Source organism: Arthrobacter sp. Y3221159 (assembly GCF_059089885.1).
Genome location: NZ_JBNHFC010000009.1, coordinates 164,948 through 190,293, shown reverse-complemented (window position 1 = coordinate 190,293; position 25,346 = coordinate 164,948). Strand labels below are relative to the sequence as shown.

The following is a 25,346-nucleotide window of genomic DNA, read 5'->3' as shown; positions in this document are numbered from 1 at the left end:
GTGCTACCCGGGTTCCGGAAACTTCGTGAATACTCGGGGATGTGAATGAATCAGGGATGGGCGACTTCTTGCGCACACGCCGGGCCGCGCTGACTCCGGCCGACGTTGGACTGATGGACTACGGCACCCGCCGGGTGCCCGGGCTGCGCCGTGAAGAAGTGGCCATGCTCGCCGGCATGAGCGTGACGTACTACGCCAGGCTCGAACAGGGCCAGCACGTCAACGCCTCCGATGCCGTCATCGACGCCCTGGCCCGCGCCCTGGCCCTGACCGAGGTCGAACGTAAACACCTCACGGACCTGTCCGGCATCAGACGCCGCAACCACAAAACCTCCCGCACCCGACCCGACCACGTCCGGCCCGGAACAAAACGCCTGGTTGACTCCATGGGCAGTGTCCCATCGGTGGTACTGGGTAAGCGCACTGAAGTCCTCGCTTGGAACCAGGTTGGGCACCGGCTGGTCGCTTCCCACTTGGACTTCGATTCCACGGACACGCCGGCGGAACGCCCAAACATGACGCGGATGCTCTTCCTGGACGGGGCCACACGCGACCTGTATCCGCAGTGGCGCACCGAAGCCGGACGTGCTGTAGCCTCTTTGCGCCTGCTCTCGGGCCGGTTCGCAGACGATACAGAGCTGGCTGCCCTTGTCGGTGAACTGACCCTTAAAAGCCCAGAGTTTGCCACCATGTGGGCAGAACACCCAGTCGAGAACTGCATGTCAGGGCACAAAACACTCAACCACCCCCAGCTCGGCCATCTGGAGCTGGGGTTCGAGGTCCTTACCATGCCGGACGACTCCGGCCACCGCGTCCTCACCTACACAGCAGAACCAGGCACCGAAACAGCCACAGCCCTGACCCGCCTGCAGCGGGCACCCCTGACCATCGCACGGGAAGGAGCGGATTTTGATCAGGCAGTCTGAGGCAGCAATCAGTTACCACTTCAGCCCACAACTTCACCAGTCCACCGCCCCGTTCTCGCACTTCGTCCAGCAGGGCAGTACCGGATACACCGCCGGGCTTATTGGCCAGGACCCTTTAAGCGGCGCTCTGGTCTCCGGTGATGTCGCGGCACAATGCGAAGCAATGCTGACCAATCTGGAGACGCTACTCAATGAATTGGGGTTGGGGATGAGCCACATTATTCGCACGACGGTCTACCTCACTGATTACCAGGATTTCGAGGCCATCAACACCGTCTATGCTCAGCGACTGACCCCGCCGTTTCCGGCAAGGACCACCATCCAAGCGGCTGGCCTTCCCTTGGGCGCGAACGTGCAGATCGAGGCAATGGTTCACATTCCAGCAACACCTTAGGCCTGAAGGGGTAGCACAATCAGATATCGTAGGTTTTCCTTCCTGGCTGTCCTGCTCACGTCGGGATTACTCATAACCAGTTGTTCAGACACATCGGGCTTCAAGGCACTGGAACGTCCCGCCACTGCGTCCGATGAGCTTCCAGCAAGCGTCAACTTCGGGGAAACGGAATTGGACAAGGTACTCCTTGTTGCTGAAGCGGGCGGGAAGAAATACTTCCTTGGACAGGACACCGAAAAGCTGACAGCGTGCTTGGCTACTTATCCGGTGAACAGCCCCACCGGGTGGCACGCCGGATGCACAGGAGGTGGGGCGGAAAAGGGCGTGCTCGTGAAAACAGGCGGACCAGACCAGGAATCGTCCATTCTCGTTTCGGATGAGTACGACACAGAGGAACTGGAAGCATCCGGTTGGACGAAGATCCATGCAAACATCCTGATCTCAGACGACTTACCGTAGTCCTACAAAGCGAGGAACAACCTCGATTCAGATCCGGCTCGACCGCTTTAGCCGCAGCCTGCGACCAAATCACAGCACGAGTGGCGTGCTAATAATTGCCCAAGAATATCCAGTGAAGGTGTCTCACCGGGCGGCTAAGAGTAGGACCTACTGGTCCCAAATCCGGCGACGGGCGTCGCAACAACAGAAGCATTGGGGGCAGGGCTGAAATCGAGCTTGATATGGTCCATCTTCGGCTGGCTGATCGTTCTCGCGGTCACTGTTGTCGTCCTCGGTTTTATTGGCAAAGTTGCAGGGCTATCCCCGCATAACCCTGAATTCGAGGGGTCTGTTAGGACCGTGTTGTGGACCATTGGACTGCGAGCTGTCCTGTTGAGGGTTCCGATTGAGGAATCAGTGTGCGGTTCCAGCCTTTCGCGCTCCCTGCCACAACTTGTGCGCGATGGTCCTGCTCAGACGCGACAACAATCTGGACGTCGTCGTCGTGAAGAACCCTTCCCGGATCATTTGAGTAGAGGACCTGCCAACCCACGTCACAGCGGCTTTTTAAACCCAGCGCTGCCGGAAGACTCCGGTTTCCGGCCTCGCTTAGCCAGCGCCCAGCTTTACTGCACGGACCTCGCTTCGCTCGGGCTGTAGAAGCTTTTTCTGTTTATTGCTGCTGTCCTCCGGATCGTACGTGCCCGCTCCACCGGCTCAACCGTCCTGCGGACGGCTGCGCAGCCGATGGCTTGTGTCGGCGCTTCGCTTATTTCCTCCCACAATCCATCCGCTGCTTGCCCTTCGGGTTGCCCCGGCTCCGTCGGGCACAGCTACGCGCTGCTCCGCCAGCAGGCAAAAACAACCGGGGGAGAGGGGAAGCTGGCCGGTCACCAAAGCCGCCCCACCCACCGGATCCTCAGCAAAGGACGAGAGAAACCATGAATGATCGCATTGCACGCGCAGCCCTGACCCGACTCTTCGAACCCGGCGACCGTGTTGGTCGGGCCCTGGTGGGCAGGCTCGGCGCGTACGCCGCGTTGAGGTTTGCCATCGGTGCGCAGCCCGTACACGCCATTCCGGAGGCCACGGTCGAAGAACTGTCAGAGGCGTTGAAGCGGTGGGCTCCACGGGTTCCGGAGGTCCACGCGGAGAAGGACCTGGCTACCATCGAACGCCTGGGTGGCGGGTTCCTCATTCCGGGGGATGAACACTGGCCTGAAGGCTTGGACGATCTGCCCGACGCCCCGTACGGGCTTTGGTATCGGGGCAACATCGGCAACGGCATCCCAGCACCTTCGAACTGTGTGGCCCTTACCGGTTCCCGGGACTCGACCAGCTACGGCGCCTCCGTTACAGGGGATATGGCATACGGGTTGGCCCAACGTGGAATCTGCGTGATCTCAGGGCTGGCCTACGGCATCGATGCGCACGCGCACCGGGCCGCGTTGGCCGGAAGCCAGGGAGAAGGACCGGCGACCCTTGCGGTACTGGCCGGAGGCCTTGACCGGGACTACCCGTCCGGTAACGCTGACCTCGCGGCCGCGATCCGCGGCAACGGCCTGACCCTCTCAGAGCTCCCGCCCGGTTCCGCCCCGACCCGGTATAGGTTCCTGCAGAGAAACCGCATCATCGCCGCCCTCGCAGGGGTGACCTGTGTCGTGGAAGCCCGCTGGCGCTCAGGGGCGCTGAACACCGCGCACCACGCCGAAACCATTGCCCGGCATGTCGCGGCCGTCCCCGGGAGCGTGCACAGCGCCAACTCCGCGGGATGCCACCGGCTCCTGAAGGAAGGCGCGGCGGTGCTGGTGTCCGAGGCGGCCGAACTGGCCGAACTCCTCGCAGGCTAGTCCCGTCAGGTGGCCGTCCCTTTGCGGGGGCGGTCACCGGTGGCGGTCCGCCGTCGTGGCCAACTTGCGCGGTGGGTCGGCTGCGGCGGACCGCCGTTCGCACACTCAGCGCCGGCGACCGGGGGCGCGCGGCCCGCCGATGCCAAGGGACGCCGAAAGAAGACCCCGGGGTGCTGATGGAGGGTTCGCAGGGCTCACCAGGAAAAGGGCGTCCGCTGGCGCGGCCGGCTGTGGGTCCAGTGCCGGCTCCGCAGGGCTCCGCCGCCCCTGGCCCTGTTCTCTCTACGACGTTTTGGCTGCTGTCCTGACGGATTGTACGTGTCCGCTCCGGCCCGTCTAGCCCCTCCTTCGTCGGGGCCTGCGGCGCAGGAAATGTCCCTGCGGCGCTCCTTCGTCGCTGATTTCCTCCGGGAATTTCCCGCCCTTTGCCCTCACGGGTAGACAGGCCTCCGTCGGCCACAGCTCCGCAAGCTTCGCCAGCAGCCAAAACAAGGGGGGAGAGGGGACGCTGGCCGGTCACCAAAGCCGCCCCACCCGCCTACTCCTCAGCAAAGGACTTTGAACATGAACGACGCAATCCGCATCTCCGGCCCCGCCGACATCCTCGGTTTCATCCCGCACTCCCTCGGGTTCGTACCGCGTGAATCCTTTGTGTTCCTGACCATGCGGGGCAAGACGCTGGGCGCGACACTCCGCGTCGACGCCCCCACGTTCGCCGAACCCGCCGGGTTCGCCCGCTCCATGGTTGACTACCTCGCACTGGACACTCAGGCCACGGCGGTGCTGCTGGCCATCTACACGGCCAACAGCCCCGCCCTCGGACAGCCCCGCCCCTTCCACGACCACGTCGAGGCCGTCATTGAAGCGCTGGACGGTGCCGGTACCCCACTGCAGGACGCGTGGCTGGTCACCCCGTCGCACTGGCAAAACCTGCTGTGCGACAGCGATGCCGGCTGCTGCCCGCCCGAGTCGCTGGAATCCATCACGGACGGGCAGCTGAACGCGGAATTGGTGTTCCGTGGCAGCAGCTACCAAAAGACGCCCGGCACCAGCTACGCGCCGTTCGCAGGTCCGGCAGACAGGGAGGAGCAGATCCGGCACGCGCTCCCGGGAGTGCTCGGCGCGGAGCTGCGTCCGGGCCGGGAACTGTGGGCTGAGGCCCTGACCCGGGACGGCTGGACGGATCCGCAGACAGCGGTGGAGCTGCTGGCATGCTTCCAGCGCCCGGACCTGCGCGATACGTTGTTCTGCAACGTGATCGATCCGGAACTGCCGGACGCGGAGGACAGCGGGAATCTGCTCATGGGGGAGGGTATCGCCCCGGACTGGGACCGCGTGGACCGGGCACAGGAAACCGCCCGGGACCTCATTGACGCCGCGCCGGAAGGCTACCGGGCGCCCCTGCTGACTTTGATCGGATGGCTGGCGTACCTCAAAGGTCAGTCGTCGGTAGCTGCGGACCACTTCAGGCTTGCTCTGGCTGATACACCGGGCTACAGGCTCGCGGAACTGATGGACCAGCTGGTGAGCCGGGGAACCATCGCCCCGGTAGCAAAGAACCAGGCAACCGCCTATAAGCGGCACCGCTAAAAGCAACGGGGCCGGACCGGGAAACGGTTCGGCCCCTTGGGTGCGTCGGCGGCCTCCCCCGCATGCGCACTGAGGACAATTACATGGTGGCAGGGTAGTTGATCCTGGCTTACCCGCATGCTGACGGTCCGGCTTTGGTGTCGGAGCTGTACAGGAGGAGATCTGTCGGTTCGACTGCCCTGCCTGCTTACGTCGGGACCTGCTTGAGCGCGTCGAAGCCTCAAAAAGCTGGCGGCTCATGAAAATGAGACCGTGGCAGGAGAGTTGTTCCTGACTTGCCCGCTGGCTGACGATTCGGCGCTTGGGTCGGAGCTGTACACGTGGAGATCTGTCGGTTCAGCTTCCCTGCCACTCACCTAGGGCGACCGGGCCGGACGGAGTTGTGACTTGATAGGAACGTGCAGCTTAGCTTCTCAGTGCTTTGTCCGCCCGGCCCGGTCAACCGTACTCGCCGTATCAATCCATCGATAGGAATGAGCGCGCATGACTCTCGCAACGACACAGCCGGTCAGGACCGTCACAATCGGAGTGGACACACACTCGCAGGTTCATCACGCCGCCGCCTTGGACTCAATGGGCCAGCTCCTGGGGGATCGGCGCTTTTCCACGGACCTAGCGGGATACCAGGAACTGCTGGACTGGGCCGCAGGCTTTGGAATCATCAGCGCGTTCGGGGTTGAATGCACAGGGTCCTACGGGGCCGGCCTCACGCGCCACCTACTGGCCTCCGGCGTGGACGTCATCGAGGTAAACCGCGGACATTCCCTAACCAGAAGCAGGTCAGGCAAGAATGACGCGATTGATGCTGAGGAAGCAGCCCGGAAAGTTCTCTCAGGGCAATGCTCGTCACCGGCGAAAGACACCTCAGGAGCAGTAGAAGCGATCCGTCACCTGCACCTTGTCAGGGATTCAGCCATCAAATCCCGCACCGCCGCACTCGTGCAACTGCGCGACATCCTGGTCACCGCCCCGGGATCGCTCAAAGAACGCCTCGATGCCAAGACACTGCAAGCCAAAGCAACACAGGCAAGGTCACTCCGGCCCGATCTGGCACGGTTGGACGAGCCGGAACAGGCAGCCAAGTATGCGCTTAGGGAACTCGGGCGACGCGTCCAGGACCTAACGGCCCAAATCAATGATGCGGATAGGCATCTGAACCGGCTTCTCAACACCATCACGCCAACTTTGATGGCATTGCCCCAAGTCGGGCCGGTATGCGCTGCCCAGATTCTGATCACCGCAGGCGAAAATATCAGCAGGTTCCCGAGCGAAGCAGCTTTTGCCCGACTCTGCGGAGTGGCGCCAGTACCGGTTTCCTCGGGCAAATCGCACCGCATGCGGCTGCACCGGGGCGGGAACCGCCAAGCAAACAGAGCGATCTACCTGGTCACAGTAGGAAGGCTAAAACTCGATCCAAAGTCACAGGCGTACCGCGACCGCAAACGTGCACAAGGACATTCCAGGGGCGACGTCATCAGAAGCCTCAAGAGATACGTTGCAAGAGAGCTCTACTACGCGCTGAAAAAGGACCTACAAGACCTCGACCGCTCTCAGCTGACACAGCCTATAAATATGGGCCCTCGAGATTAGTGGATTCAAAGGCTGACGCGGGAGAAGCATTACAGGGCTTGCTCGCTTCGATAGCTCCTTAGCGCATCTTGACCGATCCATTTCCTGGTAAGGAAGAGGTCCAGGACACAGGACGCGATGAGGGTGGCCCATGAAACCCAAACAGGTGCGATGCCCGCAAACACCAAAGCCATGACTGCAAGAACCACTGCACCAGAGGCATAGTTGTAGATGCGCCGACCGGAAGTAGCATTCAGGGCCTCTTGCCGCTCGCGAAAGTAGTTCAGCATCAAATCTCCCCCTTTGTGCACTCCTAGTGAAGTACACAAGGATCATTTCAGCATCCGAACAATCGTCAAAGCGCATCCCAATCCCAGCACTATCAACTTGTTCAAGGCCCACCACCTTGACTATAAGAACATCTCCTCCGGCCGCCGATCACGTTGGCGCCGACGCAGCCCCAGAGACATTCCAGCCAGTTCAGCCAGCTCAAGTGAGAAGCAGAAGCAACTGTCGTTGTCCGTTCGCACGAGTTCCAAGGGTGCCCTGGTGGCAGGGGACAATGAACTCATGAGGATAGAACTGCTCCACATTGACGAGTGCCCCAACACCGTTAGAGCACAGGAGCGTCTGGAAGAAGCCCTGACTGCCCTGGGATGCAGCGACCTTCCCGTGCATATGCGGCCACTTACCTCCGCCGCAGAAATCAAGGACACGGGATTCGCCGGTTCCCCAACCATTACTGTCGACGGCGCCGACATTTTCCCGACCGGTTCAACGGCTGACGATCTTGCGTGCAGGGTGTATCCAACTCCCACTGGACTTTCAGGCCTGCCAACCCTCAACCAAATCATCGAAGCCCTGAAGAATCGTGGACTCTGACGCAACCGGCACGTGTTTCTGCTGCGGCAGGACTCTGGCCCGCAAGAAGCTTCATGCCCTCGGTACAGGATCGACATTCATTTGCCGGCGTTGCGGCTTATGGGTTGCCCTCCGGCTGAAGCGGGATCGCCCGGACACGGACTGACTACACCGCAGGCTTGACTATAGGAACATCTCCTCCGGCCGCTGATCACGCTGCCGCGGGCGCAGCACCACAAGCGGGCAACGGCCGGACGCCGGGCTACAGTGGAAAAGGAACACGATCCACTAAGAGCCTGGGGGCAGCACATGAGCCACGAGTACATCTTGACGGACGATGACGCAGCGCCTGCCGATGCCACCCATGCCCAGGACATCCTCGAGCTCTCGATGTTGACCATGCCGCAGCCAGGCGCCCCCATCGTTGATATCTCCTGGGAGAAATCCCCGCTGGACCTGTAAGTTTCTGCGGCGATGACGCTGCAGCACTGATTTCCTTTTGCTGAGGGAAAACTGAGGCCGGCCCCAAGGGGCCGGCCTCAGCCCTTTTAACCGCTGAAACGGGCCTCGCTTCGCTCGGGCTGTAGAAGCGTTTTTTCTGTTTTGGCTGCTGTCCTGTCGGATTGTACGTGCCCGCTCCGGCCCGTCTAGCCCCTCCTTCGTCGGGGCCTGCGGTGCATGAATTTCCCTGCGGCGCTCCTTCGTCGCTGATTTCCTCCGGGAATTTCCTGCCCCTTGCCCTTACGGGTAGACAGGCCTCCGTCGGCCACAGCTCCGCAAGCTTCGCCAGCAGCCAAAACAACGGGGGAGAGGGGTCGCTGGCCGGAACAACTTGGTCCGCGCCCGCACCCGTTTCCGCCGCTTGACAGACATAGAAGCGTCGAGGGAAAGGGAAGCTGGCCGGTCACCTGATCGCCCCACACCCCCCACGTCTCTGCAAGGACAAAAACCATGACCGCAACACCCACGCTCGAAATGCTCGACCCGGCCACCCTGACCGTCGATATCAACGTCCGCAAGGACGCCGCCCTGACCTCCGATTTCATCGCCAGCATCAAGGAACACGGCGTGATGGAACCCGTGATCGCCCACCGCAAGGACGACGGAACCGTGCACGTCCTGATGGGCCAGCGCCGCACCCGCGCCGCCGTCGAAGCCGGACGTGACGCCATCCCGGTAATGATCATCGAAAGCCCCGAAGAAGCCGAACGCATCGTCACGCAGGTCGTGGAGAACATCCAGCGCGCCGAACTGACCGAAGCCGACGAAGCCGACGCCTACCACCAGCTGTCCCTGATCGGCGTCTCGGCCGCCGCGATCGCCAAGAAGACCGGACGGACCAAGACCACCGTCGAGTCCGCCCTCAAAGCCAAGGCCACCGAGACCGGAGCCGCCGCCCTGGGCAAGGGATACACCATCGAAGAAGCCCTGATTCTCGCGGAATTTGAGTCCGACGAAGACGCGACGGCCGAATTGGAATCGGTCATCATGGACGAACCCGACATGCTCCTGCACGTCACCCAGCAGCTGCGCGACAAGCGCGACCGCGCCGCAGCGCTGGCCGCACTCACCGCAGAACTGGAAGCAGCCGGAACCATCGTTGTTCCCGAATGCGGGTACGGGGAGGACAGCGAAACCCTCCGCGTCACATCCCTGAAAAGGGCAGACGGGGAACCGGCCACCGACGAGGACGGAAACGCCGTCTACATCGAGACGGACTATCGCGGCGAGCACTCCACCGTCGCCGTCGTCACCGGCTGGAAAGAACTGGGCTTTACGCTCCGCTACTACAGCGGCTACGGCACCTCATCGGCCCCCAAAGGCCCCATGACCGACGAGCAGAAAGCCGAACGGAAGACCCTGATCGAGAACAACAAACTGATGCAGTCCGCAACTGTGGTTAGGCGTGAATGGGTCAAGAATCTGCTGGCGAAGAAGCAGGCCCCCAAGGGCTGGCAGTACTTCACCCTCCACGCGATCACCCACCACTCCGAAACCGCCAGCGGCTACGAAGGGAAGGTGGCCGCAGAGATGGTGGGGGCGAAGGTTGAAGAATCCAGCCAGTGGGCGTGGAACCCGCTCAGAGACCACGTCGCCAAAACGACCGCACGACCGGAGTTTGGACTGATTGCGCTGATCTGCGCTGGGTATGAAAAGACCATCCAAAAAGACTCGTGGCGCTCACCCAGCCAAACCCATCGGGACTACCTGAACCAGCTGGTCCTCTGGGGATATGTTGACCGGACTAAGCGCGTTAGCTTTAGGACGACCAACGGACGATGGAGTCACGGGTATGGGTACGCAGAGTCAGGACATTCTCAACGAAGATAGTTCTCAAGGCCGGGTCCAGACGATCTTGGTGGCACCATACTGGCTAGTCACCGATCCCGAGGATCGGCCTATACCGAGCGTGCAGCAATACCTGCAGGATTTTTGGGCCCGCGGGATGAGCTCGTCGAGTGTGGAGTCATATGCGAGAGACCTCCTGAGATGGTTCCGCTTTCTGTGGTGTTCTGGCAAGGACTGGAACCGGGTGACCCGCGATGACGTGCGGGAATTCGTGACGATGCTTCGAGCATCGACAAAAAACCCTGCGCGCCCACGACGGCCGGTGCCGGCAGTCAACGGAGTTTCGGGCAAGCCGTATCTGAGCGATCAGTACTCCCCACGAACCATCAACCACAATCTTTCAGTGCTCTTCGCGTTCTACGACTTCCACCGGAGAGCGCTGACCGGGCCATTGCGGAATCCAGTGCCGGAGCGTGCCGGCCACTTCGGTCGTTTCGGAGCCCACCACAACCCGGAGGAGGAATTCCGGCAAGGACCTCGAGCTGACTACCGTCAAAAGGTTCCCGTTCAGGCACCCCGCTCCATCCCCGATAAGGCTTTCGAGGACCTGTTTACCAAGCTCGGCACGGACAGGGACAGAGCCTTGGTCGCCTTTTATGTCTCCAGCGCTGCCCGGCCCTCAGAGCTCGTCGGGTTAACCAACGGAATGGTCGATGTGGGGCAGCAATGTATCTCCGTCGTGCGCAAGGGCTCCGGAGCCGTCCAGCGGATCCCCGCGTCCAACGAGGCCTTCAGATGGTTTCGGCTCTATCAGGAGTCGCTTCCTGCCGATCTTCTCCGGCCAGGGGCCGCCGCCTGGTGGACTCTACGAAAGCCCTATCGGCCGCTGAACTATGAAGCAGCCAGAGGCATTATTCGCCGCGTGAATACTGCTCTGGGTGCTAATTGGACCCTCCACGATTTCCGCCACACGGCCGCCATCCGCATGGCACGAGATCCGCTCGTCTCTCTCACAGATATCCAGGCGGTTCTCGGCCACGTTCACATCACCACGACCGAAGCATACTTAAGGCTCCGTGAGGACGAAGTCATCGAACGGGTGAACCAACACTTCGTCTTGCGAGCTGCAGCCAAGCGAAATCCCGAGACTGCTCCTGCATACCCATCGCCGTACTCGGCCGCAGACATGACGGAACTTTTTGGAGGTGACGAGTGGCAATAGTTCGGGATTATGTTCCTTCACCGCCTGCTCCCGCGCCGACCTCAGAGCCTCAACGCGACCTGCAAGACTCCACGCCACGCCTTTCCCTGGCAGCCCAGGACGAACTGATTGAACGCGCAGAGAGCCTAGCCGGCGCCGACACAGTCACGGTCCGCGGCGTGAGCGTCATCCTGAAGGCGTTGAGTGAATTTGAGGGGCAGACCTGGCAGCAGCGGTGGCAAAACGCCGGCTGCCAAGACCTTGGAGATGACTGGAAAGACCGGCTGGGCAGCCCTTGGAAAGGGATCCGCTTGAACCGGGCAAGATTCGAATCCGCGAATGGAATCGCAGACCTCATAGCCTTGGACGTGATCCGCCCCAGCTACACCTGGCTTCGAGAAGGATCACCAAGGCTCCACCGCATCCGCTTGAACAGGCATCCCGACTTCTTCGCTCAGATGACCGAACATGGGATAGCGCTGAAGGTAAGACCGCCGAACTTCGAAAATGGCCTCGTTGTCATGACGAAGGTGCTGGCGCACACGGGAGTGCCCCTGCCGGAGCTACGTCCGGAACACCTGCTCGAATTCCGGGATTACCAGATCGGGCGGGGCCAGAAACCAGACGGGCTTACCTATGTCTGGACCATGCTCAAAGATCTCAGGATCTTCGACTCCACCACGCCAGGACTATTGCAGGCCGTCGCCGGCAGGCGGCCTTCCGTCCCAGAAATGGTCGACTCGTACGGGATCCGAAGCCAATCGGTGAGGGATATGCTGGTGCGCTACCTCCAGATCAGAGAACCATCGGTGGACTACTCCACCCTTCGCTGGATGGTCTACGAACTGGTCAAGAATTTCTGGCTCGATATCGAAGCCCACAACCCCGAAGCCAACAGTCTGCGCATCAGTTTCGAGGAAGGTCGAGCCTGGCTCAACCGATTCACCCACGGGGCAATCTCGACTAAGCACCGCACATTGTTCATGGTCAGGGGCCTCTACCTGGACATCGCATCATGGGGCACCGAAGACGCCTACTGGGCCCAATGGGCTGCCCCTTCATTCCTGACACGTGAAGACACCTCCGGAGCCACCAAACACAAGCGCCGGACCCAAGCCCGCATTCATCAAAGGATCCGGGACCTGAACCCGCTACTGCCGAAGCTGCTGACCAGCGCCGCCCAGGAACTCAAAGATTCTCAAGCACTCTTGGCCGCAGGAACAGCGGCAGACCAAGGGCAGAAATTCGAACATCAGGGAATCACCTACCAGCGCTGCGAGATGAGGCAGAGAACCACCAACGCACCGCGCGGCTCAGGCCGAGTCTGGGTCGTAGGCGGACCCTATGAACGCCGCTTCGACCTATCGCAGCTCGAAGACAACTGTTTCTGGAGCTGGGCACTGATAAACACGTTGAACGAGACGGGAGTGCGGATCGAGGAACTGGTCGAGATCACCACTCACGCGTTCTCCATCTACCGACTGCCCGAAACCGGGGAGGCGCTTCCCCTACTCCAGATCGTCCCCTCAAAAACCGACAGGGAACGGATACTCCTTATCTCCCCGGAACTCGCCCACGTTTTCGCACTCGTCAAAAAGCGGATCGCCACCGCCGACGGACGCGTGCCCCTGGCAGTCCGCTACGACGAAGCCGAGCGCGTCTACAGCCCGCCCCTTCCGCACCTATTCCAGTTACACACCGGAAGCGAACGCCGAACCATGTCACCCGCCTGGGTCAGGATCGCCATCAAGGACGCCGTCCGCAGGGCCGGCATCAAGGACGAGAACGGCGACGACTACAAATTCACACCCCACGATTTCCGAAGGCTGTTCGCCACCTCAGCCCTGTCCGCAGGACTGCCCATACACATTCTCGCCAAGCTCATGGGCCATCAGAACATCTCCACAACCCAGGGGTACGCAGCCATCCACGACGAGGAAACCCTCCGTCACTTCCGCAGCTTCCTCGACAGGCGCCGGGCACTGCGGCCACCCGATGACTACCTCGAACCCACGGAGGCAGAGATAAGCGAGTTCCACGAACACTTCAAAAAGAGGAAGGTCGAACTCGGAAGCTGCGGACGAGCCTACGGAACCCCGTGCATCCACGAACACGCCTGCATCCGCTGCCCCATGCTCCGGCCCGATCCAACGCAACGGCACCGTCTGGAAGAAATCCTTGAAGCCCTTGAGGGCCGAAGGATCGAAGCTGAGCAACGCGGATGGCTTGGCGAGCTCGAAGGCATCGAAATCAGTCTCAAAGCCGCCCAGGAAAAGCTAAGCCAGATGGTCAGGCAGGTATCGCTCGGAATGCCAGCCGTCCCGTCGTCCTGAATTGGAGACAACTAACCGCAATAGGGAAGTGGTTTGGCGCTGAGATGTTTCACCCGTTTGATGCTGAGGTGTGGGCTAATCAACTTGGGTTGAGCGTTTAAGGCCTGCTCATTTTTGCAGGCTAGGAATCTTCGAGGCGCAACAGCAGGTCAGCATCGTGATTGGCTACGAAGTCCAGGCCCTCACTGATAGCGTGGCGCCGTGCCTCACGATCTACGACTGCCCCGTATCGCGGGACGTAGAAAGCTAGCTCTGCAGACGATTCATCTGCACCTACTTGCGGCGACCGAGGCCGTTTTTGGGGTCCAGGCTTCTGAGTTGCCATGAAAAGAGAGTACCGGTTCGAGGCAGGGTAGGACGGGCCCGTGGGGGCGTAGCCTGTTCTCGTGGCCAGTATTATCAGTCGGCCCCGAGTGGATGGTTCGACCTCGTTCATGGTCCGATGGCGAGACCCTGCGACCCGGCGCCAGGAGGGTTTGACGTTCAGGTCCGAGGTGGAGGCTCTTGGGCTAATGCGCAGCCTGAACGCCCATGGACAGTCCCTAGTCAGCGCACTTCGATCCAGCCGGCAGTGGACCTCGGCCAGACGGGACTGCCCCCGGTTTTGTTGACTCCTTGACCTAGCGAGCTTGTGCTCGTGGAAGGATGTTGACCATGCCCACGGCTTATGGGGCGGAGTTCCGCCAGGATGTTATTGATGTGGCCCGCAAGGGCGAGGCGCCGCTGGCGCAGATTGCGAAGGATTTCGGGCTTTCGGTCACGACGCTCAAGCGCTGGATTGCAATCGCCGACCGTAAAGAATCCGGGGCCGGCCCGGCGGCGACGGAGTCGGCCGAGATGCGGGAGCTGAAGAAGCGGAACCGCCTGTTGGAGCAGGAGAACGAGATTCTGCGCCGGGCCGCGGCCTATCTGGCCAGGGACATCAACCCAAAATGATCTACCCGCTGGTCACGGATCTTGCCGCCGACGGTGTTCCCGTGGCGGTGACCTGCAGGGTGTTGAGATTGAGCAAGCAAGGCTATTACCGGTGGAGGGCCAGCCCGGTCACGGAACGGGACTGGGTCGATGCGCACCTGGTCAACGCCGCCCTGGACATCCACGCCGACGACCCGGCCTTCGGGTACCGGTTCATCGCCGACGAACTCCCCGGGAAGGGCATCACGGCGGGCGAGAACAGGGTCCAGCGCTTGTGCAGGGCCCACGGCATCTGGTCGGTGTTCTCGAAGAAGCGGGGGCTGAACCGGAAGCCGGGGCCACCGGTTCACGACGACCTGGTGGAGCGGGACTTCACCGCCGCCGCGCCGAATGAGCTGTGGCTGACGGACATCACCGAACACCCCACTGCCGAGGGGAAGCTCTACCTCTGCGCCGTGAAAGATGTCTATTCCGGAAGGATCGTCGGCTACTCGATGGACCCGCGGATGAAGTCCTCGCTTGCCGTCGCCGCCTTAGAGAACGCGGTGCGTTCACGCCGCCCCGCAGGAACAGTGGTCCACTCGGACCGCGGGTCCCAGTTCCGCTCCCGACGGTTCGTCGAATCACTCCGCCACCACGGCCTCACAGGATCGATGGGCAGGGTCGGTGCGTGCGCGGACAACGCCGCGATGGAATCGTTCTTCTCGCTGCTGCAAAAGAACGTCCTGAACCGTCAGCAGTGGCTCACCAGGCAGGACCTGCGCCTGGCCATCACGACTTGGATCGAACGGATCTACCACCGCCGGCGACGGCAAAGACGGCTAGGAAAACTCACGCCCATCGAATATGAAACAATCAACCGGACCGCGCTCACAGCGGCCTAAGACCCCGAGTCAACAAAAGCCGGGGCAGTCCCGACTCACCGTCGGCCAAGTGGTTCAAGAACACATTGATCTGCTCGTTCGTCCCTCGGCCGGAACCGTGCGAACGTATCAAAGGATGCTGGACTTGCATATCCAGGGTGCGATCGGCGGAATCCCGGTAGTCATGTTCGGTTACCGGGACATCATGCTGTGGGTGCGGTCCTTGAGCAGAAAAGGGATGGCACCGAAAACAATCCATAACGTGCACGGGTTGCTGTCCGCGGCAATGAAGACGGCCGAGATGCTTCAATACATCTCGCGCAATCCCTGTCGCGGTATCCGGCTACCTCCCATTGAGCGCGCAGAGGACAACATAATGTTCCTCACCCATGCTGAATACAACCTTGTTCTGAGCGGCATGGACCAGCACTACAGACCCTTCATCAACTTCCTGGTGATGACTGGAACCCGCTTCGGTGAGGCAACCGCCCTGACAGTTGCCGATATCGACCTGATGTCCAGGCCTGCCGCAGCGCGAATTAACAAGGCTTGGAAACGCGATGATCAAGCTAAGTACTACCTCGGCCCGACCAAGACGGGGGCGGGTAGGCGCAGCATCGGCCTAAACCCGGCCCTGGTGGATCAACTCATCTCCCCTATGGCGGGCCGGCCAGGAAGTGACCTCCTGTTCACGGCACCGGGCGGCAGCCGCATCGCACAGAAGCCATTCTGGGAGCACTGCTGGCGGCCAGCGGTCCGCTCCGCGCAGGCGAACGGACTGAGCAAATCCCCTCGCATTCACGATCTGAGGCACACCCACGCCTCTTGGCTTATTCAGGACGGGACTATTTCCATGTTTGCCGTCTCCCGCCGGCTTGGTCATGCCTCAACCCGAACAACCGAAGAAATCTATGGGCATCTCATGCCTCAGGCCCTCCAAGACGGTGCCGACGCCATTGAACGATCCATCCAAGGCTTCTTAGTGGAAACCAAACCGGCCGATACCTAAGACGGATCATGTCGAGTAGAACCGACCCAAGGCCTCGAGGACCGGAAGCTCGAGATCGAACAGTGCGGCTGGCAAAGGAAGCTTGAAGGGATAAAAATCAGCCTGAAAGCCGCACGAGGCAAGCTAAATCAAACGGTGAAGGAGGTATCGCTTGCAATGCCTGCTGTCCCCTCACTGTGACAGCAAGAACCGTCGGGGCACCACAGCTACAGCTGTCACCGTGGGCCGATACTGTTTAGTTAGCTGGCGTCATTACGTCGTTTGGAATCATCTGGTTCAACAGGGGGAAGCATGGCAGAAAAAAAGAAGCCCAAGAAAGACTCAGAGGGATCGGAAGCCACGCTTCCGATGACTCCCACCGTGACGATCTACCAAAACCCTGATTACGTCAGTGGCATCCTGCAGCAGTTGTATCGGCAGCCATTGGTGACTGGAGACACGGTGGAAGAAGGCGGCTCGAAGGAGCAGTCCGTAACCCAAAATGTCGAAGGCAGCGGAAATATCAAGGGCAGCGTAGGGTGGTTTGGCTCAGGGGCAGAAGTGGCTGGGAAACTCGCCGCAGCCGCAGGAAATGCCGCCAAGGACGCTACTTCGGGAAAGCGCACGTCGATATGGGAGTACACGCAGGCCTATTACCTGCATGTTGTTCGTGAGTCACTACGAGGCTTCGGGCTTCTGAAGCGGGTCAACAACCTGTCGGAAGCTTCAGAACTTAAGGTCGGAGATTTCGTTGAGTACTCCACCGAGTTCCTTCCTGATCAAATGGCCGTGTTTTTGGATGTGCTTACACCGGAGCTCGTTTCAGCCATCGTGAGACACCAGGTCAAACAGAAGGCTTGGCTAGCTTTCGATGAGGACTGGAGCAACTACGACGCACGCCAGGCCTACTTCGAGAAGACGAATGTGCGAGTTCAGACTCAAACTGAGCTGGCAGAAGCGGTAACACGTGCCGTCCGCACTGACTTCCGCAGCGAAGAAACGAAGGAATTTTTCGGCAGATTGGGCGAAGATGGGGAAGCTGTCACAGCCATCACAATGTGTGATCGATCCCACTTCACGGTTGAAGATACCGACAGGATCTTGGATGGTCGGTTTACTGTCTTGGGCAAAGTAACCGCAGAATTAGATACCGACCGACCCACGCTAGAGAGAAACAAACTGCTCAGTTCGATCCCCGCCGAAAGCATTGACATGCTGATGGGCCAGATGAAGCAGCAGCTTGACTCGGGAATTGAGAAGGCTCAACTAAATGGCGGCGTCGCATTTGATCCCAGGATCTCGGCTCGTGTGGAAGGCGCTTCGTTTAAAGTCGTTCCAGTAGCCATCTATGTATAAGCCCCGGTGCCGTCAGGACACGTAAGGGATCTGGTAGCGACAGTCAGGTGTCATCCGTCTACCACCTTGCCGCTATGCTTGCTCGCATAATTCACGTCCAGAGGAACAAAGCTGCTCCGGAATGCGACACCAGTTTTTCGATCCAACGGCCCGCCGTCTGGGGGAGTTGTAATTGGGAACCGCATGCCCACGACCGCCTCCCCCAGTAGCTGGGGCGGTGTAGGTCCGAGAGGCAGACGCGGGAAGGCTTGAAAAGAGACCTCACGTCCTGAGAAGTGCTTACTCGCTGCTACATGGAATATCGCAGAATGGGCAGTAGTCATCAGCCAGGTCTCCGCCAATAATATTGCGGGGTCGAGACGAAGCGAGGAAACTTCCAATCCCTGCCTTCTTTCCCTGACCTTCGGGGGCCTGGCCAAGTAATCCAAAGTAGTGCCGGCGAAAATATCTGCGGCTTTTTCTCCTGATAGACCACTCAGTGCCACATTGCCATCCAAGTCCGGTGCGTGCGTGGTGAAAGTCAGGCGAAGATCTCCTCGCGCCCGAACAGTCAGGCCATGCTTCACCTTGTTATGGGCGGCGTTGATGTTGATGTCAGACCTCACCAGCAGATTCATAGCATGAACGAGCCAGTCGCCAACAACATTGAGGGCTTGGTCTGCCAAGCCTTGCTCTTCCGTCGGAACTTCAGCCATGAGAGTTTCTGGGAATACCATCCTCCAGAAACTCTCGTGCCCCTGGGGGCTTAGCAAGTGTTCTCGAGCCGTACTGACCAGATCAACGGTTCGGGTAGGTCCCTCCGCTATGGCAGCCCACACGCAAGGAATAGAGCCTTGAGTTGCGGTTCCCACAGTGAGCCCGTGGTAGAGACGCACAAGGGATTCAGCGGCGTGATGGCGAAGTGCAAAGGCATCGATTGCTACCTGCAGCGTCCGATCAGATTGATCGAAGTCCAGCAATCCTGCAAGTGATGTTTGCCCAAGAGCGGCAAGAACATCGACGCCCAGACCTTCATTGTCGCCCGTGACCGTGGACTGGGTGGCTTTGACCAGCGAGTCGATGCGGGACGAGAAGTAACCAAATGGACGGGACTGGAAGTAGCTGTCGTCGAGTTCTCGGGCGCTTGATGCTGTCAAAGAGGGCCCATCGGGAGGAGTAAACACAGTTTGATTCTCCTTGACCCACAACTCTTAAATGCCCTTTGGATAGAGTGTCGGGCCTTCTGCACTACCGCATCCGCTACGCTCCTGCCTCGGCGTCAGAGAACTCGAGCCATGCTCAAGTGGGGGGATAAGGCCACGAGTATCAGTTGACGAGCGTCACTAGTCCGGAGAAGATACACGGCAAGCGAGGTCGAACAGATCATCATCGACAGCGGCGAAAAGACCGAGACGGCCGGATAGACCAAGGTCCTGTGCCGGGCGGCGGATCCCAAATCCCGCCCGGCACAGGCCCCAACTGAATCACCGCACGAAGGTCAGGAACCTTCCAGAAGTCGGGCGGTCCGCCGCCCGGGGCGAACCACAGCAAGCCACTCACCAGCGACGGACCGCCGAATAACGCGCCCCACGTCCTCGCCCATCAGGTGCCGCGCCCCCAGGGAACAGCGACGCTCCCGCCGGCTGCAGCACACGATGAAGACCATTCAGCTAAGCTGAATCCATAAGTTTCCTTTGCCGAGGAGAACGCAGAAAGGCCGGCCTAACCGCCGGCCTTTCTTGTGTCCCCAGGCAAGCCGCAACACAACGCTGCTCAGTAATCAGCCCGGGACGTTCCTGGGATCGTTGCCGTAGCTGTTTTTCGAGCCAATCTGGCCGTCCTGGTTCTTGATGACGTGCTCCACTTTGTCCGCCTGCGCCGCTTCGCGGCCCGCAGCTACCGCTTCTTCCTTGGTGCCGTAGTCGGCACCAAACGCGCGGTCAGAGCCCTCGCGCTTGTTCTTCCACTGGCCGTCTTCGTAGTACGTTTCAATGTCGCCCTGAGCCACTGCATACTCCCTCTGCCGTTCCGATTCCTGCATTTGCTGCCCACATGTGGATAGCGAAAAGCCCCGCAGCACGAGTTCAAGTCGTAAAGCGGGGCCTCCCTGGCAACCACTCCGCCTGATGGGGGACAGGCGGAGAAGCTGACACCAAACTAATAGCAAGCATGCTTACCTTTCAAGTCGGCGCGCCGCTGACCACCGTAGACTGTGCCCAGAAGGCAGGAATTCTTTGGGGGAGAGCATGGCGCAGACGATAGACGCTGACCAGAAACGGCAACTGGCCGACTGGAACAAACGATGCGCGAAACTTTGGCTCAAATATTTCGCCGTCCTGATTCTTCCCGCCATCCTGCTGATGTTCGCGTTCTTCCAGACGCTCTACTACTTCCTGAACGTGACTGGCCCCCTGGTTTCCGGGGAGCTCGCCTACGGCCAGCCCGGATACTACGAATATCAGGCCGCGAAGGACCAGTCCCTGATCATCCTGGCCATCCTCCTCGTCCTCATCGCCGCCAGCTACTACCTCAGCAACCGCTGGTACAAGAAAGCGATCCGCGCCCTCGGCCCGCCGCCCGGCGGGAACGCCAACAAATGGACCCGCTGGTGGGGCTGGTCGCAGGACTCCTAGAAACACGCGCGCGGGGACGTTCCCCATGGCCCACATCATGCGCTGCCGGCGAACCGTCCGTTGTGGTTGATCGTCCTTCAGCAGGGACGACACCTGTTCACACCGCCACTCCAGCCGGGTGCGCACATCACCCCGCCGGGTGAGAGGCTTCTCAGGCACAGGGGGCTGGGACTCTGGCGAACCTGCGGGGATCACCACAGTCGCCGGCGGCGTGACCTGTCGTTTTCACAAGTCGATTGCACAAGCGCCCGCGGAATTCCGGGGTTGTGCAGACGAGTATGGACATTGAAATGTCAGAAGTGCCCTGCACGAAACTGCATTCTGCTCAATACTCCTCTGCACCAACAGTCATCTTTTCGGAGGCCGCCTGCACCAACCTGCAGGAACTACTTCTTTGGTGCCTGGGTCGCTCCTGTTGCCGGGACCCATCGGTAGAGGGTGGGTACGGAGACTCCTAGGGTGTCGGCCACCTCCCGCGGCGGTGTTCCTTGTTTGAGGAGTTTGCGGGCTGAGCGGATCTTGGCATCTGTCATGATGCGTTTGCGGCCGCCGACCCGTCCTTGTTGACGTGCGGCCTGTAGGCCGGCCTGCGTGCGTTCGACCATGAGTTCCCGTTCCATCTGGGCCAGGGACGCCATGACGTTGAAAAAGAAGCGTCCGGAGGCCGTTGTGGTGTCGATGGCATCAGTGAGGCTGACGAATCCTACGCCGCGGTCGTTCAGTCCGCCGGCGAAGTCCAGGAGGTCTTTCACGCTCCGGCCCAGGCGGTCCAGCTTCCACACCACCAGGGTGTCACCGTGGCGCAGGTTGTCCAGAGCCTGGTCGAGGCCGGGGCGTTGGGACTTGGTGCCGCTGATGGTGTCTTTGTAGATCTTGTCGCATCCGGCCTTATTCAGGGCTTCGACCTGCAGGTCCAGGTTCTGGTCCCGGGTGGAGACCCGGGCGTAGCCGATGCGGTGTGTGGCCATAGGGATGTTCTCTTCTCAAAACTCGGTTCGGGGTCTGAGTTCGACTGTACCGTTTTGAGAACTATTTGTGAGAACCGGGGCCCGGGCTGCTCCTTTTTCTTCCTCGCCCCAATTCTCCGGGGCAGGACGTCGCACCACTGCGATGAGCGATCGTCCCCCTGGATTCTCGATTCAAGCTGTTCTTGCAATCCTTCGTTTTCGAGAACAGTCGGCAGCCCGCAGCCCGCCGTTGAGAAACCTCCCCGGGCGTCAACCGTGTCCCCGGCAGGCGCGGGACGACAGCGGCCCGGGCGGTGCAGGCGACTTCTGTGAATGTTGGCGGCAAACGGCGGTGTTTTCTCGACGATGAATGTCACATCGGCGGGTAAGTAGGTCGGAGGCAGTGACCTGATCTCCAGAGTTGCAACGGGACGAGCAAATCACCTCTCCAGACGCGGTATTGCTCTGGGGGGCGGTAGCAGCTAGTCTGGAGACACCAAGTTTTGGTCCTCGAAAGGTAAAAAAATGTCTCCCAGCGAATTTCACCCTGTGCCGGTTCCCGCCGAGGACCTCGAGGCGGTGTACCAGCTGATTGCGGAGCGATCGCGAGCTCGCAGCGCCGTTTCATCTGCTTCCGTGTCCGCCGCAGAAACGCCCCCTCACGAGGGCGTGTCTGAACGGTCCGATGCAAAAGACGAACGGTCCGACGCCAAAGACGAAGTGTGGACGGAAGAGCGACTGGCACGCGTCGCTCAGGGTGACACGATCATCACCCAAGTTCTCACCGACATCATGGACGTCATAGCACGCGACCCTCGTGGCACGCGCGAGTACAACCGGAAGGACCTCGTTGAGGAGACTGGGCACTCTGCGGGTCGCGTCACAAACACGTTCACCAAGCTCACCCCCCACTTCCGGAAGCATTACGAGACCGACTGGTGGCCGATTGTGGTCGATTCGGGTGCCAGCTTAACGCCGGCGCGCTCAGGCGCGCATTACTGGATGACTCCGGCGATCACCGATCGGTGGAAACGAATCCGCAACCTCTGAAATCCCCGAAACGAGGCACCCGAGCAGTTCGATCACTCGGGTGCCTCTGCATGTGACCGAGTGCCCGGGCGGCGCGTGGACGAACAGCCATCGCCAGGAGCCAGCGACGTCCGCCGAGCGGCCCTCTTGTACGGCCAGATCTTCCGCTGTGCAGTCGCCTTTGGGCGCTAACGGCGGCGTCCACCATGTTCGAGTGCCCAGAAAAACTCGGTGCCGCGGCACCGTAGGCACGTCACGTCCTCCCAACGGAGCCTGATATTCCAGCTGCTCAGCCCGCAGGCTGTCTCGCCTTCGTCCGCCCCGCGCAGGACGTCGCGGGGAACCGGCGGCTTTGCGAGGTGCCATGCCTCCCTCATCAGCCGACATGCCGAAGTGCGGCAGCTGCTTCTTTACGGTCGATGGCCTCGGGCAAGAGAATCACCGATCCCGCCGCAAGTTCAAGGCGCTTCGCGAGAGCGGACCTGCGCGCAACCACGTGCACCTGGACGGTGGAGCCCAAACGGCCTACCTGCTCCGCGAACCCGCCATCGCCGGAAACGCAATAGATCCGTCCAAAGCGGCGATCTAGGCCTTCGTCTTCCATGACCGTTTGCAGGGCGATATCTGCGCCATCGGGACCGAATTTGTGAACGATCCTAGCCGAAATACCAGACTGCTTCACCGCGAAAATGTTATGCATGTTCGTTACACCGAACACCACAATATCGAGGGCGCCAAGATTGACCGTAGACGAATAGTGCTCGAACCAATCTTTGATTTCATCGGCACTGCAGCGCGGCGAACCCACCTGGTTCTCAATGTCCACAAGGTGGATTGCACGGCTAATGAACTTCTGCTTTTTACTCATAGCAAACAACGTCCGATCTTTTTAGTGGCAAGACAAACAGGCTTAATTCAATGAGGTGGAAAGGCTGGAATATCCGTAAATCACTCCAACCCAGGTTGATCCGTCTCCCACATTGAAGGCGCGGGATAGAGCCGTAAGCCCCACAAGCAGACGGGTTCCAGAGCCATTCCCCCCCGTCTTCTTACGGAAGAAAGGAAGCGGCCCCTGCATGTGTAAACACGCAAGGACCGCTGTCGGAAAGTTCCGACACTACGAAGAGCAAATCCAGATTGTCCTGACCACGCGCTCATTCGCTGCAAACTACTGCCATAACCAGACGGGTTTCTAGTTAGCGATTCAATAACTCGAAATAGTGACCTTCCGACCGGTGAGATAAATAGTAAATGCGTTATTCGAAATGCGCAACCCCGACTAAAGGTCCCGTTATCGCCCGTAATTACCGGGGATAAAGACAGTGCTTGTTTCATTCTGACGTTCCCTACTTTGGACTGATGGATGTCCATCAGTTTTAGCGAAGGGGCCGGAATACCGCAGTCCGGCGTCGGCGCTTAGGGGGAGTGGTGAAATGGCTGTTTCCGGAGCATGTTGGGGAACGCACGCTTTGTCGGTCGCCCGACAGTTCTGGCGGGGCGGGTGTAGCTCAGCTACTGGCTGTTGGGCGACCAACTGCAAAACCCCAGGAGTCGCCGGGGCTCGGCCCCGTGGAGCGTGGCTGCAGGGGGTCGGGCATCCGATCCCCCATGCGCTTTCGGCCTGGTGGAAACTGCCGGATATATATCCGGCAGTTTTTCGTGGTTGCTCCCCTTCTCTGGTCTCCTGGGCCGTGCCGTGGTGTGCTGCCGGCTGCTTCTCCTGGGCCGCGCCTTGGGCCTGCCCGGCGCAGTTGGCCTCTTGGGTGGGTGGCGTGGTGGGGTCTGGGGGTGGGGGTCGGTGGTGCGACCCCCTGGGGCTGACTGGTCGCATCTTTCCCAGAGCTCAGCATCCTGTTCCCCCAATTGGTTTATACCTAGTAGTGTCCGGCAGACAAAGTTAAGTTCCACACGCAGTGTCTTTGGGCCGCTGGCAAGGGATGCCGGATCCAGGGCATGTGTAGAGGACTTCTGACATCTGTGCAGTCAGCTTCTGAAATCGACACCGTTCCCGTGGCCAAGGAGCGGGGGAATCGCAATTTGCGCGAAGGAATGAGCGGGAAAATTCCCTAGAATACACGGTAAATCCCCTATTCATTCAGTTGAATGATTGCTAGAATTGAAGTAGCAATTCAGCCAGACGAACGAAACTAATCTTGATACGAAACCAGGTGCTGAAAATGACTGCTTCACCCACCGCTTACACGGTCTACACCAAGCCCGACTGCCGCAACTGCGACAAGACGAAGGACTACTTCGACTCCAAGGGCATCACCTACACGGCCGTGGACATCACCGAAGTGCCGGCGGCCCTGGAGTACATCACCGCCGAACTCGGCTACTCCCAAGCGCCCGTCGTCGTGAACAACTCCGATGACCAGGACCACTGGTCCGGCCTGCGCCGCGACAAGCTCGTCGCCGCCTCCATGAACCACACCGCAGTTCTTACCCGCACCAACTAAATCCGCCAGAACGAAACTAAGAGAACAGGACGAAACCAATGTCAGGAGAAACCACCATCACCGTGATCGGCAACCTCACCAACGACCCCGAACTGCGCTTCACACCCTCGGGATCCGCGGTCGCGAACTTCACCATCGCGTCCACGCCCAGGACCTTCGACCGGCAGTCCAACGAGTGGAAGGACGGCGAGACACTTTTCCTCCGGGCCTCCGTATGGCGGGAAGCTGCCGAGAACGTGGCCGAGTCCCTGACCAAGGGCATGCGCCTCATCGTCAGCGGCCGGCTGAAGTCCCGTTCCTACGAAACCAAGGAAGGCGAGAAGCGCACCGTCATCGAGCTCGAAGTCGATGAGATCGGACCCTCCCTCCGGTACGCGAACGTTCCCCGTGGGTTCGCGAAATCTGACGGGTCTAACAGCGGGAACTCAGGCGCAAAGCAGTCTCAGGCCACTCGGGCCCCCGCGGGTAACGAAAGAGATCAGCCTGCCGAAGGGGCCTTCCCTGAAAATGACCCTTGGTTCAAGCCTCAGGGTGAGGCGCGCAACCTGGCGTGAAGCCCCTCTCCACCTGAAGATGAGGAAACCGGCCTTCGATTGCTGGGGCCGGTTTCGACCCATCTGGGCATCGAGCGACAGGCATGCCCGTTCCTTTAAAGGGCAGTTTGTCCGGCGGTTCATACGAGAATCGGGGTACCTTGAAACGCCAGCCATTATTGAGCGCTTTCCG

General features: G+C 60.3%; 23 protein-coding genes. 18 read left to right on the top strand and 5 right to left on the bottom strand.

Going from position 1 to position 25,346, the window contains the following annotated elements; genetic code table 11:
* Positions 1-41 precede the first annotated feature (41 nt).
* The 6 genes from AC5RT3_RS11540 (at position 42) to AC5RT3_RS11515 (ending at position 6,788) form a co-directional block, all read left to right on the top strand.
* Positions 42-926 (top strand): helix-turn-helix transcriptional regulator, encoded by an 885-nt coding sequence (locus tag AC5RT3_RS11540; protein WP_494124247.1) that lies wholly within the window; start codon positions 42-44, stop codon positions 924-926.
* Entirely contained in the window at positions 910-1,320 is a 411-nt protein-coding gene (locus AC5RT3_RS11535; protein WP_494124246.1) for a RidA family protein, read from the top strand. The genes AC5RT3_RS11540 and AC5RT3_RS11535 overlap by 17 nt, the downstream gene beginning before the upstream one ends.
* 171 nt (positions 1,321-1,491) lie before the next feature.
* A complete protein-coding gene (locus AC5RT3_RS11530; RefSeq protein ID WP_494124245.1) occupies positions 1,492-1,779 on the top strand; it encodes a hypothetical protein in 288 nt (95 codons plus the stop codon).
* A 920-nt stretch (positions 1,780-2,699) separates the two neighbouring features.
* Positions 2,700-3,608: a DNA-processing protein DprA gene (dprA, locus tag AC5RT3_RS11525; RefSeq protein WP_494124244.1), complete on the top strand. Its 909-nt coding sequence runs from the start codon at positions 2,700-2,702 to the stop codon at positions 3,606-3,608.
* A 564-nt stretch (positions 3,609-4,172) separates the two neighbouring features.
* On the top strand, positions 4,173-5,198 hold the full coding sequence (locus AC5RT3_RS11520) for a DUF4192 domain-containing protein (RefSeq protein WP_494124243.1): 1,026 nt from the start codon (positions 4,173-4,175) through the stop codon (positions 5,196-5,198).
* A 483-nt stretch (positions 5,199-5,681) separates the two neighbouring features.
* Complete coding sequence (locus tag AC5RT3_RS11515) at positions 5,682-6,788, top strand: IS110 family RNA-guided transposase (RefSeq protein ID WP_494124242.1); 1,107 nt, start codon at positions 5,682-5,684, stop codon at positions 6,786-6,788.
* Positions 6,789-6,817: 29 nt separating this feature from the next.
* Here the strand turns inward: AC5RT3_RS11515 and AC5RT3_RS11510 are convergent, their stop codons facing one another.
* On the bottom strand, positions 6,818-7,060 hold the full coding sequence (locus AC5RT3_RS11510; protein ID WP_494124241.1) for a hypothetical protein: 243 nt from the start codon (positions 7,058-7,060) through the stop codon (positions 6,818-6,820).
* A gap of 277 nt (positions 7,061-7,337) precedes the next feature.
* On the opposite strand from AC5RT3_RS11510, the gene AC5RT3_RS11505 reads away from it, so the two are divergent.
* The 8 genes from AC5RT3_RS11505 (at position 7,338) to AC5RT3_RS11470 (ending at position 17,573) form a co-directional block, all read left to right on the top strand.
* On the top strand, positions 7,338-7,649 hold the full coding sequence (locus AC5RT3_RS11505) for a thioredoxin family protein (protein ID WP_494124240.1): 312 nt from the start codon (positions 7,338-7,340) through the stop codon (positions 7,647-7,649).
* Positions 7,650-7,937: 288 nt separating this feature from the next.
* Positions 7,938-8,090: a hypothetical protein gene (locus AC5RT3_RS11500; protein ID WP_171059168.1), complete on the top strand. Its 153-nt coding sequence runs from the start codon at positions 7,938-7,940 to the stop codon at positions 8,088-8,090.
* 489 nt (positions 8,091-8,579) lie between these two features.
* A complete protein-coding gene (locus tag AC5RT3_RS11495; protein ID WP_494124239.1) occupies positions 8,580-9,959 on the top strand; it encodes a ParB/RepB/Spo0J family partition protein in 1,380 nt (459 codons plus the stop codon).
* Entirely contained in the window at positions 9,922-11,139 is a 1,218-nt protein-coding gene (locus AC5RT3_RS11490; RefSeq protein ID WP_494124238.1) for a tyrosine-type recombinase/integrase, read from the top strand. Before AC5RT3_RS11495 ends, AC5RT3_RS11490 begins: the two co-directional genes overlap by 38 nt.
* A 158-nt stretch (positions 11,140-11,297) precedes the next feature.
* The gene (locus tag AC5RT3_RS11485; protein WP_494124237.1) at positions 11,298-13,451 is read left to right on the top strand and encodes a tyrosine-type recombinase/integrase; all 2,154 of its coding nucleotides are present in this window, start codon (positions 11,298-11,300) and stop codon (positions 13,449-13,451) included.
* Between the two features lie 654 nt (positions 13,452-14,105).
* A protein-coding gene (locus AC5RT3_RS11480) for an IS3 family transposase (protein ID WP_494124236.1) occupies positions 14,106-15,250 on the top strand; the annotation gives its coding sequence in 2 pieces (ribosomal slippage) (positions 14,106-14,382 and positions 14,382-15,250; 1,146 coding nt in all).
* Positions 15,251-15,299: 49 nt separating this feature from the next.
* Positions 15,300-16,238 carry a tyrosine-type recombinase/integrase gene (locus AC5RT3_RS11475; RefSeq protein WP_494124235.1) on the top strand — a complete coding sequence of 313 codons (939 nt, stop codon included), beginning with the start codon at positions 15,300-15,302 and terminating at the stop codon, positions 16,236-16,238.
* A gap of 291 nt (positions 16,239-16,529) precedes the next feature.
* Positions 16,530-17,573 carry a DUF6414 family protein gene (locus AC5RT3_RS11470; protein WP_494124234.1) on the top strand — a complete coding sequence of 348 codons (1,044 nt, stop codon included), beginning with the start codon at positions 16,530-16,532 and terminating at the stop codon, positions 17,571-17,573.
* 50 nt (positions 17,574-17,623) lie between these two features.
* Here the strand turns inward: AC5RT3_RS11470 and AC5RT3_RS11465 are convergent, their stop codons facing one another.
* Both AC5RT3_RS11465 and AC5RT3_RS11460 read right to left on the bottom strand, forming a co-directional pair.
* On the bottom strand, positions 17,624-18,736 hold the full coding sequence (locus tag AC5RT3_RS11465) for a hypothetical protein (protein WP_494124233.1): 1,113 nt from the start codon (positions 18,734-18,736) through the stop codon (positions 17,624-17,626).
* Between the two features lie 596 nt (positions 18,737-19,332).
* Positions 19,333-19,560, bottom strand: coding sequence for a DUF2188 domain-containing protein (locus AC5RT3_RS11460; protein ID WP_494124232.1), 228 nt, complete (start codon positions 19,558-19,560; stop codon positions 19,333-19,335).
* 238 nt (positions 19,561-19,798) lie between these two features.
* Between AC5RT3_RS11460 and AC5RT3_RS11455 the strand changes: the two genes are divergently transcribed.
* Positions 19,799-20,185: a hypothetical protein gene (locus tag AC5RT3_RS11455; RefSeq protein WP_494124231.1), complete on the top strand. Its 387-nt coding sequence runs from the start codon at positions 19,799-19,801 to the stop codon at positions 20,183-20,185.
* A 386-nt stretch (positions 20,186-20,571) separates the two neighbouring features.
* Here AC5RT3_RS11455 and AC5RT3_RS11450 read toward each other — a convergent pair whose 3' ends face one another.
* Entirely contained in the window at positions 20,572-21,153 is a 582-nt protein-coding gene (locus tag AC5RT3_RS11450) for a recombinase family protein (RefSeq protein ID WP_494124230.1), read from the bottom strand.
* A gap of 504 nt (positions 21,154-21,657) precedes the next feature.
* On the opposite strand from AC5RT3_RS11450, the gene AC5RT3_RS11445 reads away from it, so the two are divergent.
* Positions 21,658-22,182 carry a hypothetical protein gene (locus AC5RT3_RS11445; RefSeq protein ID WP_494124229.1) on the top strand — a complete coding sequence of 175 codons (525 nt, stop codon included), beginning with the start codon at positions 21,658-21,660 and terminating at the stop codon, positions 22,180-22,182.
* Between the two features lie 355 nt (positions 22,183-22,537).
* On the opposite strand, the gene AC5RT3_RS11440 is transcribed toward AC5RT3_RS11445, so the two are convergent.
* Positions 22,538-23,029 carry a hypothetical protein gene (locus AC5RT3_RS11440; protein WP_494124228.1) on the bottom strand — a complete coding sequence of 164 codons (492 nt, stop codon included), beginning with the start codon at positions 23,027-23,029 and terminating at the stop codon, positions 22,538-22,540.
* 1,309 nt (positions 23,030-24,338) lie between these two features.
* Between AC5RT3_RS11440 and AC5RT3_RS11435 the strand changes: the two genes are divergently transcribed.
* Complete coding sequence (locus AC5RT3_RS11435) at positions 24,339-24,620, top strand: glutaredoxin family protein (protein ID WP_494124227.1); 282 nt, start codon at positions 24,339-24,341, stop codon at positions 24,618-24,620.
* 38 nt (positions 24,621-24,658) lie between these two features.
* A complete protein-coding gene (locus AC5RT3_RS11430) occupies positions 24,659-25,174 on the top strand; it encodes a single-stranded DNA-binding protein (protein WP_494124226.1) in 516 nt (171 codons plus the stop codon).
* The last annotated feature ends 172 nt before the right edge of the window (positions 25,175-25,346 follow it).